The 12811-nt window shown below is 60.0% G+C and carries 14 protein-coding genes; 4 read left to right on the plus strand and 10 right to left on the minus strand.

Annotation, left to right across the window (positions count from 1 at the left end; all coding sequences use genetic code 11):
• Positions 1-122 precede the first annotated feature (122 nt).
• Entirely contained in the window at positions 123-1097 is a 975-nt protein-coding gene (locus tag GST84_21885; GenBank protein ID XGB14847.1) for a bifunctional glyoxylate/hydroxypyruvate reductase B, read from the plus strand.
• A gap of 114 nt (positions 1098-1211) precedes the next feature.
• Here GST84_21885 and GST84_21890 read toward each other — a convergent pair whose 3' ends face one another.
• A complete protein-coding gene (locus GST84_21890; protein ID XGB14848.1) occupies positions 1212-2114 on the minus strand; it encodes an EamA family transporter in 903 nt (300 codons plus the stop codon).
• 185 nt (positions 2115-2299) lie between these two features.
• On the opposite strand from GST84_21890, the gene GST84_21895 reads away from it, so the two are divergent.
• On the plus strand, positions 2300-3175 hold the full coding sequence (locus tag GST84_21895; protein XGB14849.1) for a helix-turn-helix domain-containing protein: 876 nt from the start codon (positions 2300-2302) through the stop codon (positions 3173-3175).
• Between the two features lie 30 nt (positions 3176-3205).
• On the opposite strand, the gene GST84_21900 is transcribed toward GST84_21895, so the two are convergent.
• From GST84_21900 to GST84_21925, 6 genes are all read right to left on the minus strand, one after another.
• On the minus strand, positions 3206-5596 hold the full coding sequence (locus GST84_21900) for a TonB-dependent siderophore receptor (protein ID XGB14850.1): 2391 nt from the start codon (positions 5594-5596) through the stop codon (positions 3206-3208).
• 196 nt (positions 5597-5792) lie between these two features.
• Positions 5793-6773: a DUF4880 domain-containing protein gene (locus GST84_21905; GenBank protein XGB14851.1), complete on the minus strand. Its 981-nt coding sequence runs from the start codon at positions 6771-6773 to the stop codon at positions 5793-5795.
• On the minus strand, positions 6770-7345 hold the full coding sequence (locus GST84_21910) for a sigma-70 family RNA polymerase sigma factor (GenBank protein XGB14852.1): 576 nt from the start codon (positions 7343-7345) through the stop codon (positions 6770-6772). Before GST84_21910 ends, GST84_21905 begins: the two co-directional genes overlap by 4 nt.
• Before the next feature lie 5 nt (positions 7346-7350).
• Positions 7351-7677, minus strand: a complete 327-nt coding sequence (locus GST84_21915) for a DUF3325 family protein (protein ID XGB14853.1) — start codon at positions 7675-7677, stop codon at positions 7351-7353.
• Positions 7677-9254, minus strand: a complete 1578-nt coding sequence (locus tag GST84_21920) for a PepSY domain-containing protein (protein ID XGB14854.1) — start codon at positions 9252-9254, stop codon at positions 7677-7679. Before GST84_21920 ends, GST84_21915 begins: the two co-directional genes overlap by 1 nt.
• Positions 9251-9556, minus strand: a complete 306-nt coding sequence (locus GST84_21925; protein XGB14855.1) for a DUF3649 domain-containing protein — start codon at positions 9554-9556, stop codon at positions 9251-9253. Before GST84_21925 ends, GST84_21920 begins: the two co-directional genes overlap by 4 nt.
• A 256-nt stretch (positions 9557-9812) precedes the next feature.
• Here GST84_21925 and GST84_21930 point away from each other — a divergent pair, with 256 nt between their 5' ends.
• Positions 9813-10160 (plus strand): ribosomal subunit interface protein, encoded by a 348-nt coding sequence (locus GST84_21930; protein XGB14856.1) that lies wholly within the window; start codon positions 9813-9815, stop codon positions 10158-10160.
• Between the two features lie 121 nt (positions 10161-10281).
• Entirely contained in the window at positions 10282-10572 is a 291-nt protein-coding gene (locus GST84_21935) for a DUF3509 domain-containing protein (GenBank protein ID XGB14857.1), read from the plus strand.
• A gap of 269 nt (positions 10573-10841) precedes the next feature.
• Here the strand turns inward: GST84_21935 and GST84_21940 are convergent, their stop codons facing one another.
• The 3 genes from GST84_21940 to GST84_21950 all read right to left on the minus strand — a co-directional run bounded on the left by GST84_21940 (position 10842) and on the right by GST84_21950 (position 12801).
• Positions 10842-11291: a hypothetical protein gene (locus tag GST84_21940; GenBank protein XGB14858.1), complete on the minus strand. Its 450-nt coding sequence runs from the start codon at positions 11289-11291 to the stop codon at positions 10842-10844.
• 142 nt (positions 11292-11433) lie between these two features.
• Complete coding sequence (locus GST84_21945) at positions 11434-12030, minus strand: hypothetical protein (protein XGB14859.1); 597 nt, start codon at positions 12028-12030, stop codon at positions 11434-11436.
• Between the two features lie 252 nt (positions 12031-12282).
• Positions 12283-12801 (minus strand): SMI1/KNR4 family protein, encoded by a 519-nt coding sequence (locus tag GST84_21950; protein ID XGB14860.1) that lies wholly within the window; start codon positions 12799-12801, stop codon positions 12283-12285.
• Positions 12802-12811: the final 10 nt, after the last annotated feature.

A 12811-nucleotide genomic window follows, 5' to 3' on the forward strand; every position in this document is an offset into this window, starting at 1 on the left:
CGCCTGTTCCGCCCCTTTCGCGGGCAAGCCCGCTCCTGCAAGGCACCGCGCCCCCTGCAGGTGCGGGCTTGCCCGCGAAGGGGCCAGCACAGCCCAACCCCGCCTTGCAGAGAAGTTGCCCGATGAAAAAGACCGTCCTGGCCTTCAGCCGAATCACCCCGGCCATGGCCGAACGCCTGCAGCAAGACTTCAACGTGATCCTGCCCAACCCCAAGCTCGGCGACATCAGCGCCCAGTTCAACGAAGCCCTGCCCGAAGCCCATGGCCTGATTGGCGTTGGCCGCAAGCTCGGCCGCGTCCAGCTTGAGGGTGCGGCCAGGCTGGAGGTGGTGTCCAGCGTGTCGGTCGGCTATGACAACTACGACCTCGACTACTTCAACGAGCGCGGCATCGCACTGACCAACACGCCTGACGTGCTGACCGAAAGCACCGCCGACCTGGGCTTCTCGCTGATCATGGGCTGCGCCCGCCGCACCGCCGAGCTGGATGCCTGGACCAAGGCCGGCAACTGGCAGGCCACCGTAGGCCCGGCCCACTTCGGCAGTGATGTGCATGGCAAGACCCTGGGTATTGTCGGCATGGGCAACATTGGTGCAGCAGTGGCACGCCGTGGCCGCTTCGGCTTCAACATGCCGATCCTGTACAGCGGCAACAGCCGCAAGACCGCGCTGGAGCAGGAGCTGGGCGCGCAGTTCCGCAGCCTGGATCAGTTGCTGGCCGAAGCCGACTTCGTGGTCATCGTGGTGCCATTGTCCGAAGCCACCCGCAAACTGATCAGCAGCCGAGAGCTGAAGCTGATGAAGCCGAGTGCGTTCCTGATCAACATTGCCCGTGGGCCGGTGGTGGATGAAGCAGCGCTGATCGAGGCGCTACAGGACGGCACCATTCGCGGCGCAGGCCTGGACGTGTACGAGAAAGAACCACTGAGCGATTCGCCGCTGTTCAAGCTGCCCAACGCGCTGACCTTGCCGCACATTGGCTCGGCCACTGCCGAGACCCGTGAGGCCATGGCCAACCGGGCGATCGACAACCTGCGTGCGGCGCTGCTGGGCGAGCGGCCGCGGGACCTGGTGAACCCGCAGGTGTGGAAGGGCTGACCGTTTTGGAGTGCCTGTGCTGGCCTCTTCGCGGGTAAACCCGCTCCAAACGGTGCGCACTGCCCTGTAGGAGCGGGTTTACCCGCGAAAGGGCCGGCCCAGGCAACCCATCACCTATTTGGCGACCACAACACCCTCAGCCCCCCTGGCCCGGGGCTTGCGAAACACCAGCACATTCCCCGCCATCACCGCCACCAAGCCGAGCAAGGCCGGCGCCGTCCACTGGTAACCCTCTGCCACCGCCGACACATTCAACGCCACCAAGGGGAACAGTACCGTGCAGTAAGCTGCCCGCTCCGGCCCCATACGCCCGACTAGGGTCAGGTAGGCAGTGAAGGCAATCACCGACCCCGGCACCACCAGGTACAGCAGCGAACCGATGTAGCGCGCATTCCACTCCATGCTGAACGGCACGCCGCTGACCACACAGAACACCGCCAGCATCACCGCCCCATAGACCATGCCCCAGGCATTGGTAGTCATCGGCTTGAGCCCGGCCTTCTGCTGCATGCTCGACAGCATGTTGCCGGCCGAGAAGCACAGCGTGCCCAACAGGGCCAAGCCAAGGCCGTACAGGGTTTCGCGGCTGGCTGCGTGATGCGAGAGCTCCGGCCAGAACAGCAGGCCCAGGCCAAGCAGGCCCAAGGCACCACCGGCAAGTACATTGGTGGCGATTTTCTGGCCGAAGAAAATTCGGGCGTTAAGCGCGTTCCACAGTGTGGCGGTTGAGAACACCACCGCGATCAGGCCGCTGGCGATCCACTGGCTGGCGCTGAGGAAGCAGATGAAGTTGACGCAGAACAGGCACAGGCCCTGGGCCAGGCAGATCTGGTGGCCCCGGCGGTTCATGGGTTGCAGCCGACGGGTCAACAACAGGAAAGCAAACAGGATCAGGCCAGCCAGGGCGAAGCGGTAGACGATCGACACCGGGATCGCGACCACGCCTAGCTGGAGTTTCAGGGCGATCCAGGTGGTGCCCCAGATCAGGACGGTGAGCAGATAGAGTGACAGGTTCATGGCGGCAGTTCCTTGGGCCTTTGGAGATCGGTGCCCGGCGCTTCGCGGGTAAACCCGCTCCTACAGGGATCACCAGTGTTCTTTCGATCGGCCTCTGGCTGCTTGCATAAACTTGCGCTTTTCTTGCACCGGTAGATGTCACTCGCTCCAGTGCACAGTAGGATGGCTGGCAAGAGGACCCGCCAATGACGCCACTCAACCAGTTGCAAGTGTTCAACGCCATGCATGCCTCGCCCCACGCCAGGCTGGAGCTGAGCGCACACCTGGGCGACGGCCTGGCGGCGGCGTTGTGGAGCAACCGTGACGATGCCCGCGACTACCAGGCACCCAGCCATCACACCCTGTCGTGCTACATCGCCGACGGCACCGGCACTTTCCGCCGCCAGCGCCCGGCCGACAAAGGTGCACCCGACAAGCTGTGCGTGATGCCGGCCGGGCAGGAATCGAACTGGGTCGTCAATGGCGCGATCCGCCTGGCGCACCTGTATGTCAGCGAGGCGCAGTTCGCCTTGGGCTGTGTGCGTCTGCTCGACCGGGAACCGCGCGAACTGCAATTGCAGGAAGCAACCTTTCTGGACGACCCGCAGCAGGCTGCACGCTTTCGTCAATTGATCCAGCTGGATTGGGGCGAACCCGGCGAGCGCCTGCTGGCCAGCAGCCTGGCGCACGAGATCGTTGACCATGCGCTGCTCAGCCAGGTCGGGTTGCGCCACGGCCTGCGCCTGAAAGGCGGGCTGGCGCCAAACCTGCGCCGGCAACTGGCAGACTACATCGAGGCACACCTGGACCAGCCCATCACCCTGGGCGAGCTGGCGCTGCGCTGCAACTTGTCCGAATACCACTTCGCGCGCATGTTCCGCGCCAGCTTTGGGCTCCCGCCGCACCAGTATCTGCTGGCCCGGCGGCTGCACCGGGCATGCCAGCTGTTGCGGCTGGGCGTGTTACCCCTGGGGGAGATTGCCTTGTTGTGCGGGTTTGCCAGTGCCAGCCATTTCAGCAACCGGTTTCGGCAGGCCCTGGGTGCCACACCTGGCGAATACCGCAGCGCCTTTGTCATCTGAAACCGGGTCCGCTCTGCGGCCCCCGATGACCTAGAACTCGAAGGTGCTCGACAAACTTACCTGCCGCGCATCGCCGACCGCCACAAAGTACTGGTTCACCGCCGAGCTGTAATACACCTTGTCGAACAGGTTCTTCACGTTCAATTGCAGGCGCACGTTGTGTTCGTCGAGTTGGGTCTCGTAGGTGGCAAACGCATCGGCAACGGTATAGCTTGGCAGGTCGAAGGTGTTGGTCGAGTTACCCGAACGCTCGCCTACATAACGTGCCCCGGCACCGAAGCGCAGCCGGTCCCCCCCGAACAGGCTGCCAAAGTCATACACCGCCGACAGCGAGCCACTGTGCCGGGCCACGTTCTGCAGGCGGTTGCCCTGAAGATCAGGGTCCTTGGTTACCTTGGCATCGGTCAATGCATAGCTGCCGATCAGGCTCCAGCGCTCGCTGAGCTGGCCGGTCACGTCGAGCTCCACACCGCGTGAACTGACCTCACCCGCATTGCTGTAGACCGTCTCGCGGGTAATGGCGTCAATATTCGAAACCAGCACATTGCGTTTGGTGATATCGAACAACGCCAGGGTGCCCGTGATACGGCCCGGCATGTCGAGCTTGGCGCCCAGCTCCCACGCCTTGCCCTCCTCAGGTGCCACCGAGGCGTCGAGCACAACATTGCCGGTCAGCGGCGCGATGGTCGAGTTGGGCTTGAACGACTCGCTGTAGCTGCCATAGAACGAGAGCTGGTCGTCGACTTTGTAAACGATACCGGCGTGAGGTACCCAGGCCTGGCCACTGCTGTCGGTATTGGCCTTGAACGGGCGACCGCGGCCAGCGTACTGGTCGTACTGCTGGAAGCGGGTTCCTGCTACAAGGATCCAGTGGTCATCGAGGTGCAGCGCGTCCTGCACGAACAGCGCATCGGTGCGCAGCTTGTCGGTCTGGTCGCTGTCGCTGGCGCGTACGTTGGAACCCTCCACTTCCTGTCCGTAGACCGGGTCCAGATAACTGAACGTGGACTGCGGTGTCTGGCGGATCAGGTCACCGCGAAAGATCTTGCGGTCTTCATGGTCGATGCCGAACAGCAGGTCATGCTGCATCCCCGCCAGCTCGACATTGCCATTGAGGCTCAGGGTCACGAACTGGTCACGGCTCATGGCATTGTGGGTGCCGTCGATGCTGCGTGTCAGCGTGCCTTGGGTTTCGTTGACGCCGGTCACGCGAACCTGGCTGGCATCGTAGGTCTCACGATTGAAGCTGTAGCCGAAGTGCAGCTTCCAGTCATCGGCCAGTTGATGGTCGACTTCCAGGCGATACAGGTCGGAGCGCCCTTCCATGTCGTTGAACGGCTCGTCCAGTCGGCGTGTGGCGGGGATATTCAGCGGGTGGCCGTTGTTGCCGAACGCGGTGCCACGGTCGAAGGGGTAGAGAAATTCACGGTGCTCGTAGGCCAGCACCACCTGGGTGTCTTCGCCCAGCCAGGCCAGCGACGGCGCCACCAGCGATTCGCGGTGCACGCCGTAGTTGCGCCAGTAGTCTTCGTCTTCGTGGTCGACGATCAGGCGGTAGGCGAAGTTGCTGTCGCCCAGTGCGCCCGTGCTGTCGAGCCCGCCACCACTGCCGTTCTTGCCGCTGCCATAGGTCGAGCCGCGCACGGTCAGGGCGTTGTACTGCTGCAACTGCGGACGCTTGCTGACCACGTTGATGACCCCACCCGGGTCCTGGATACCGTACAGCAGCGAGGCAGGCCCCTTGAGCACTTCGACCCGCTCGGTGCTGGCATTGAGGTTGCGACCCTGCACCACGGGCATGCCATCGCGCATGATCGAGCCGTCGCGGTTGTCGCCGAAGCCACGTTTCATCACCGTGTCGGATGTGCCGCCGAAGTTGTTGCCCTGGGTAATGCCGCTGACGTTGGCCAGGGCGTCATCGAGGTTGCGCGGGGCCTGGTCGCGGATGACCTGGGCCGGTACCACGTTGATTGCCTGAGGGATGTCCTGGCTCGGTCCCTGCCCGCGCATGATCGAAGCGCTGGCCGGTGGCTGATAGCTGTAGTCGTCCAGTTGCGAGGTCACGGTGGTGGCCTGCAGGTTGAGGGCTCCGGAGGTGTCTGCAGGTTCGAGCGTCAAGGTACGTGCGTCGACGCGGCGCCAGGCCAGCCCAGCATTGCCCAGCAGTTGTTGCAGCGCCTGCTCGGCGCTGAACCGACCATTCAGCGCCGGCGCTTGCACGCCCGGCAGCTCGAGGGTGTAGACCACGCTCTGGCCAGCGGTACGGCTGAAGGCGTTCAGAGCCTGGGCCAAGGGTTGGGCCGGCTGGGCGAAGGTATAGGCCTGCAGCTGCTCGGCCGCGCTTGCCAAGGGGGCGACAGCGAAGGCCGGGAGCGCAGCAAGGCCGAACCAGAGAGGGACGCAACGCGGGGAGAACTTCATGGACGCTGACCTGTGAGGGGTGATTATTGCGAATCAATCGCACTTTCACTCATTACACGGATACCACGTGCTGTTACCTCACCTGTGCCTGGAAATATTTTTGCTGTGCCGGCCTCTTCGCGGGTAAACCCGCTCCTACAGGGGGCGCGCAACGCTGTAGGGGCGGGTTTACCCGTGAAGAGGCTGGCACAGGCAACTACCGAACCAGGGTCAAACGCCCCAACACGGTCTGCCGTGAGAAACCCATCACCTTGCCCAGCGAATCCAGCGCCAGCAGCGGCTCGGCCACCGGGAAGCTGCCGCTGACCTTGCGCTGCCCCAGGTCACCATCGAGCAACAGGATGCGCCCTGGGTAATAACGCCCAAGGTCTTCGATCACCTGCGCCAGCGGTACCTGGTAATAGTTCAGCCACCCCTGGCGCCAGGCCAGGCGGTTGTCACTGTCCACCGCCAAGGTGTCGCCTACCCTGCCTGCGCGGTAGGTCACCTGCTGGTTGGCTGTCAGTTCTCGCACCAAAGTGCCCTGCGCGGGGCTGACGCCCACACGCCCACTGCGCACCGTCACCTGGGCACCCTCGCCCTGCGCACGCACCTCGAACTGGGTGCCGAGCACCCGCACTTCACCGCCGGCAGCTTCCACCAGGAACGGCTCACCGGTATGGGTAACCTCGAAGAACGCCGCACCATGCAGCAACCGCACACGGCGCTCACCCTGGGCGAAATCGACCGCAATGGCGCTACCTGCATCAAGCGTCACCTGCGACTGATCGGCCAAGGTCACCTGGCGGATCTGCCCGGCACTGCTGTAGTCCGCCTGCAGGTCCTGCAACCAGTACCCCGGGTGCCAACCACCTGCGACGCCCACTGCCAGCACCAGGCAGGCTGCCAACGCCAGCCGTGCCACCCGCCGCCAGCCGCCACGCGCCGGTGGTCTGGCCATGGCATCGAGGTAGCGCTGCAGGGCGTCCTGTTCTTCGTCCGCCAGCCGCGCCGCCGGGGCGGCGCTTTTCTGCCACAGCACCTGGGCCTGTTCATAAGCTGCGCGGTGCGCGGGGTCGGCCAGCAACCAGCGCTTGAATGCCGCCCCTTCGGCTTGCCCGGGTTGCTCGTTGATCCGGCTGAGCCATTGCAGGGCGGCCTGAAACTGCGCCTCAGTGATCGGCGGTAAACGGCTCATCGACGGGCGCTCCCTGGCCGGCGTGGGGTGGACGCGGGCTCGGCAACACTCGCCTTGCACGCTTCAAGGGCGCGCATCATATGCTTTTCCACGGCGCTCTGTGACAGCTGCATGGCTTTGGCGATCTCGCTGTACTTGCAGCCGTGAATGCGGTTGAGCAGGAAGATCTGCCGGGTGCGCTCGGGCAAGGCACGCAAGGTGGCCTCGATACGCTGCAAGTCGTGGTCGACCTCCACGGCCTGCTCAGGGGCCTGGGCCAGGCTCGCCTCGCTCACCGGCACAGCCGCTTCGGCCACGCGTTCGCGGCTACTCTCGCTGCGCAGGTGGTCTATGGCCAGGTTGCCAGCGCAACGCAGCAGGTAAGTGTCCAGCGACTCGACCTTGACCTCGGGGCGACGCCAGAAACGCAGGAACAACTCCTGGACCAAGTCCGAAGCGGTGGCGCGGCAGCCGACCCGACGACTTACCAACGCCTCCATACGCGCACGCTGGGCCTGGAACACCTGGACGAAACGTGCACGCCCGCCTGCGCTGTCAGCGTCAGGCTCGATGATATCCCTTGGCTCGCTCACGGGGGTCACACGGCAAGCACGGCGAGCATCGGGCCCAGCACCACGCTGACGGCGGCCAGGCCCAGCAGCAGACGAGGCTGGTACGGCAGGCCGAACACCCACAGAGTTACCCCGGCCATCATCACCGCGGTCCACTCCACCAAGCCGAGGGCCCAGCCACGCTGGTGCACGCTGAACACCAGCGACAGCATCAACAGCAGCCAACCTGCAACACGCAACAGGTGCAAGTGGCGGGGGTGCGGCTTGCGCCCGAGCAAGTCGCTGAAGTGCTTTTCCATCGCCAGGCACAGCGCAACGAAGCCTGCAAAGGCGATCAGTGCGTTACCCAGCATCAGCTCACCCCCACCGTTTCAATGCTCGGCTTTTTTGTCGTACGCGCCGCGCGCTTGGCTACAGGCGTGGGGCTGGCCAGCATCTTGCGGGCCAGCCAAGCCAGAAACAGGCCGGTCCCCAGGGCTGTCAGGTCGAAGCCGGCCATGGCCCAGTCGCCCTCCAGTACCGAATGGTTCAAGCCCCGGTCCGTCGTCAGGCCATTGAGCAACGGCAGCAGGGCGAAGGCCAGCGCACCCAGCGCCAGTTGCTCGCCCCAGGCCTTGCGCCCGCTACGCAGCACGGCGTGCACCAGCGACAGGCCCCAGGCGATGAAGAAAGCATTCACCTCCCAGTCGGCCCGACCTTCGACAGCCATGGGCACCAGGCGGTTGGCCCAGAAGAAGCTCGCCACCGCCAGCAACAAGCCGCTCATGCTGGCCATATTGAGCACTTCGACCAGGCGCAGCTCACCTGGCACAGCTCCGCTCTTGGCGTGCTTAAGCTGGCGCTTGCCCAACCACATGACCAACCCGGTACCAATCACCGCAGTACCGGCCACGCCAAAGAAGAAATACAGCCAGCGCAGCCAAGGCCCGGCGAAGTTACCCATGTGCAGGCCGGCGAAACTGAAGGCGGTCATCATTAGCCCGCTCTCTGGCTTGCCCTGGCTCAACAGCGCACCACTGGCCCCATCGAATGTCCAGTTGGCGCTACGCCGATAAGCCACGTGGTCGGCTGCCGATTGCGTGAAGGTGACGCGGGCATTGCTGTCGCCCGGGTTCTGCACCTGGATGTTGCCGATACGCGCCCCCGGCTGCAGCTCCTGCACCTTGCCGTAAAGGCTCGGCAGCGCTACCAGCGGCGTGGCCACCTGGGCCGCCTTGGGCGCATCATTGCGGCCAAACAGGTCATTGAAGTATTTGCCGGTGTCACTGCCGTAGCTGGCCATGATGCCCGCCGGCATCACCATGTACATGAACAGCACCAGGCTGCTGTAGCTGATCATCAGGTGGAACGGCAGCACCAGCACGCCGATGGCGTTGTGCCCGTCCAGCCAGGAGCGCTGCCCCTTGCCAGGGCGGAAGGTGAAGAACTCCTTGAAGATCTTCTTGTGGGTAATGATGCCGGTGACCAACCCCAGCAGCATGATGAACGCGCAGAACGTCGATAGCCAACGGCCAACCGGGTAAGGCATCTGAAGCTGGAAGTGGAAGCGGTAGAAGAACTCACCACCGCGGCTGTCACGTGCTTCCACCGGCTGGCCGGTCTGGGTATCGAGGGTTTTTCTGACGAAGCCACGCGGGCCGCCACTGGGGTCGCGGTAGCCCACACTCAAGGCGGCCTCCCGTTCGTTCGGCATGCGAATGAACCAGGTACTCGAATGCCCTGCATTGTCCTGCAGGTAACGTTGAGCGACTGCCAGGCTATTGATCGGGTCCAAAGCATGGCTGCGTACTTCAGGCTGTGACCAATGAGTGATTTCTTCCTTGAAGTACGACAGCGTGCCGGTAAGGAAGATGGCGAACAACAGCCAGCCGAAGATCAGGCCAGTCCAGGTGTGCAGCCAGGCCATGGCCTGGCGGAAGCCTTCTTTCATGCGTTTTTCATCCAGTAGGCAACGCCGCTGATCACGCTCAGCAGCAGGCTTGGCGCCAATACGCCCAACCAGGCGCGAAAGGCGCTGCGGCAGGCAAAACACCAGATGAACGCCAGCAGGTAGAAGACGAACGACAGCAGCAGGCCGATGAGCGTGGCATCGACCTTTGGCAGTGGGGCCAGCAAGGCAATACAGACGCTCGCGAGGGACGCCAGCAGATAACCGCCCAGCAGCGCGGCGAAGCTACGGGATGTCACGGCCAGGCGATAGCTGAGCGGGAGGCCGGCGATTTTGCGCGTCATGACGGGGTCCGGGCGTTTTCGAGATTACAATAATAATGATTTCAATTCTCATAATCAAAGCTCAGGACTATCTACCTGCTTGACCGCGATAGCGGCGCGTCGCAGTCCGCCAATCTGCAACAAGAAATTTATTTTCCAAAAGGGCTTGAATTCGTCTCGCGCTTGCCTGACCTTAGAGTCAAGAGGCGCAGAAATTCCAAGGGTCTCAAGGGCCTAGGCGCGTCTCCATGCGAGCAAGCTGAATAAGGATTGAATCATGCAAATCCAGGTCAACAGCAGCAACGATTTCGACGGTAACGCCCGGCTCGACCAGTGGGTCCGCAGCACACTGCAGAACTCGCTGGAACGTTACGAAGAAGACCTCACCCGCATCGAGGTTCACCTGCGCGACGAGAACGGCGTCAAGCCCGGACCGCATGACAAACGCTGCCAGATGGAGGCTCGCCCGAAAGGCCACCAACCGATTTCCGTGACCCACACCGCCAGTTCTCTGGACCAGGCAGTCGACGGTGCCGCCACCAAGCTCAATCACGCGCTGGAGCACTTCTACGGCAAGCTGCGCAGCAAGCGCGGCGCCTTGGAACTGAGTGACCCAGACGCCTGATCGGCATAGCAAAACGCCCGGCCTGGAGCCGGGCGTTTTCGTTTGTGCCGATCAATGGCGCTGAACCAACGTGCGAACGTCCCGGTCAACCTCTGCATTCACTCAACGCAGAAGCAAGACCATGAATAACCCATTCGAACGAATCAGTGCTGCATTCGCCCCCGAATACCGGGTGAACCTGAGCATTACCAACCTTGACGGCAGCATCATGCTGACCCTGTCCGACGACGCCGGCGTGGTCGCCAAGCGCCTCATCACCCAGGCCCAACGCAACGACCCGGTGCGCCTGCAGCGGGTGATCGACAGCATCCGCCTGGGCCTTGCGATCGAACTCAGCCAGAACCCCCTGCAAGTGCTGGCCGCGCTGACCCGTGACGCCCGCCACGAACCGCGCCATTTGGTTGCCAAATGAGGGCTATTTGCCCTTCTCCACTGCCTTGCCGTTGGCGTCCAGCACCTTGGTTGAGGGGTAGCGGTACTGGGTGAGCGTTTCCACCGCTTCGGTGCACACCAGGTAAACCTGCTCATGCGGATTTAATTTGTTTTATGAACCAATTCAACAAATAATTATGCAACTCCCGCCAACCTTTGAGCCAGGCTGACGTCTTTCGTCAACTACTCATATCCCAGCTGTTAAAGAGCACTTTCCTAAAACCCAAAAACCTCAAACCACTTCAGGAACTAAATAGCAAGCCTTATCGAATCTGCAAGATCATTACTAAACTTGCTACTGGACGAGAAAGCCAAGCAGATCACTCCACTCTCGACCTTGTAACTCATATAATAGCTACCTGCTTCGAGACTAAGAAACTCGCCTTGTATTGTACTCGAGCCATCAGGCTCCAGCCCCCCTCCGGAAGTATCTTCCCCTGCACCTACGAACACTCGCCCGGAAGGAACCTTCAAGTAAATCCCCCCGCTCGGATCTAATAGACTGTCTTCAACTTTCACTTTATACCTACCATCCTCACCTAAATTTAAAAAAGCGATATTACCCTCATTCATCTCAGAAATTTCATCACTTTGAATACTCCACCAATCAAATGAATCACTCACTCTATGGCGAATTGCCTTCAAATCAAATATCGCTAAAGTCGCCGTATCTGCAACCACAGAAAACTCGATACTCATGAATCACCCCCATATTATCAGGTCACCCCAACCTCATAACTGATCAAATAACGGGCTGCATCATTATTACAAAAACACCCCGACACTTATCCCGAACCCGTGATTACCGAACATTAGCCGTCACGATTTAGCGACCTAGAACTTACCGCTCATCATAAACATATATTCTCTCTTCACCACGCAAAGTAAATAAGCCAACAAGATTATTTTCCTCAAAAACTGGATATATCTTGATGCCAGGCAAACTGTTAGACGAAAACGTCAGAATCTCCTGGAGACGCCCTTCACTCCACTCGTAACCTAGCGTCCAAAATTCCGAGTCAAAATCAATCCTGCAAGCTTTACGTACCTCCCCTTGCTCTATATCAATTACCTTGAGCCACAAACGTTCGCCGTGCCGATTAATTTTAAGTGAATACGCTCGCCTATCATCATAGAAAAAATATTCGAACCCATGGATCTCACCCTTTGCATTGTAGACATCTACCTTATTTAACTGCCCCTCCACATAATAATATTTGTTTATATTTTTTTTACTTACAGGCTCCTTTGCGGACAGCCTGCTGGGTTTTATACCCGACATTTCCAACTCATAAGGAATAAAAGAAATACCGCCCCCTTTCGACCACTTAACACTCGAAGCATTGGCACAATTCGTATCAGAAGCCAAAACAAAGGAAGCGTCCTCAGCTTTCTTGACAACCTCATCTTTAAAACGCTTCAAATCTTCTATCAGCATAGATCTACCTAATCGTTTTAAATGAAACACCCTCAAACAGCGACTGCTTACGCTCGAAAAATGCGTTCAGGAACCCCTTTCGGCCATTGGTTACGGAAAGCTTATCAAATATATATTACTTATATCCTTTGCCGAGCACGCCCGTACCTTTGTGAGCCGCAGCGGTTGTATCCGGTAGCCAAATCCCATTACGCTTATCATTTATATCAATGTCACATTGTGGGTCAACGTGCCACTCCATCACCACCCGCCTCAATTTTCTTCCACCATTTCAACCTCATCGGGCAGCGACGCTAAAATCAAAGAATAAAACTCATCAATACCTTGTGCCACTTTATAAAGGTGACCGCTATCACCTTGCTCCGCTATATCATATTTATTAATAGAGTCAGAGTCATGAAAGTGGGTCCTATCCCAATAATAAACCCCTTCTCGCCCGGACTCAGTAACAATCACGTAAGGATTCCCTCCCCCATCTTCCCCAATCGCCAAAACGCCATCAACAAATGCCAGCTCAGAAATGAACTCATGATTAAAGCTAATAAGATCATTACATTCCTCTCCAGGTATAACCCCAAACAGACGATCAAAACTCACGCGCCCGTCTTGAACAGACTTCAACGGCAACTGCCCAAAGTCAGGCTCAGTCAAATAAAAACCATTCATGCGTGCCAATATATTTCTATACGCAACAGGCAAGGCAACATTAACTGCTGCCTCAAGTGAGTTTATCTCAGCATCAGTCAAACCAGCTTTGTAAACTACAGGCATTTTTCTATCC

Source organism: Pseudomonas putida (assembly GCA_041879295.1).
In the GTDB taxonomy this organism is placed as follows: Bacteria; Pseudomonadota; Gammaproteobacteria; order Pseudomonadales; family Pseudomonadaceae; genus Aquipseudomonas; species Aquipseudomonas putida_Y.

Excerpts from the sequence above, each read along its gene's own strand:
- GST84_21885 (XGB14847.1), top strand. The coding sequence starts at position 123 with ATGAAAAAGACCGTCCTGGCCTTCAGCCGAATCACCCCGGCCATGGCC.
- GST84_21890 (XGB14848.1), bottom strand. The coding sequence starts at position 2,114 with ATGAACCTGTCACTCTATCTGCTCACCGTCCTGATCTGGGGCACCACC.
- GST84_21895 (XGB14849.1), top strand. The coding sequence starts at position 2,300 with ATGACGCCACTCAACCAGTTGCAAGTGTTCAACGCCATGCATGCCTCG.
- GST84_21900 (XGB14850.1), bottom strand. The coding sequence starts at position 5,596 with ATGAAGTTCTCCCCGCGTTGCGTCCCTCTCTGGTTCGGCCTTGCTGCG.
- GST84_21905 (XGB14851.1), bottom strand. The coding sequence starts at position 6,773 with ATGAGCCGTTTACCGCCGATCACTGAGGCGCAGTTTCAGGCCGCCCTG.
- GST84_21915 (XGB14853.1), bottom strand. The coding sequence starts at position 7,677 with ATGCTGGGTAACGCACTGATCGCCTTTGCAGGCTTCGTTGCGCTGTGC.
- GST84_21920 (XGB14854.1), bottom strand. The coding sequence starts at position 9,254 with ATGAAAGAAGGCTTCCGCCAGGCCATGGCCTGGCTGCACACCTGGACT.
- GST84_21925 (XGB14855.1), bottom strand. The coding sequence starts at position 9,556 with ATGACGCGCAAAATCGCCGGCCTCCCGCTCAGCTATCGCCTGGCCGTG.
- GST84_21930 (XGB14856.1), top strand. The coding sequence starts at position 9,813 with ATGCAAATCCAGGTCAACAGCAGCAACGATTTCGACGGTAACGCCCGG.
- GST84_21935 (XGB14857.1), top strand. The coding sequence starts at position 10,282 with ATGAATAACCCATTCGAACGAATCAGTGCTGCATTCGCCCCCGAATAC.
- GST84_21940 (XGB14858.1), bottom strand. The coding sequence starts at position 11,291 with ATGAGTATCGAGTTTTCTGTGGTTGCAGATACGGCGACTTTAGCGATA.
- GST84_21945 (XGB14859.1), bottom strand. The coding sequence starts at position 12,030 with ATGCTGATAGAAGATTTGAAGCGTTTTAAAGATGAGGTTGTCAAGAAA.
- GST84_21950 (XGB14860.1), bottom strand. The coding sequence starts at position 12,801 with ATGCCTGTAGTTTACAAAGCTGGTTTGACTGATGCTGAGATAAACTCA.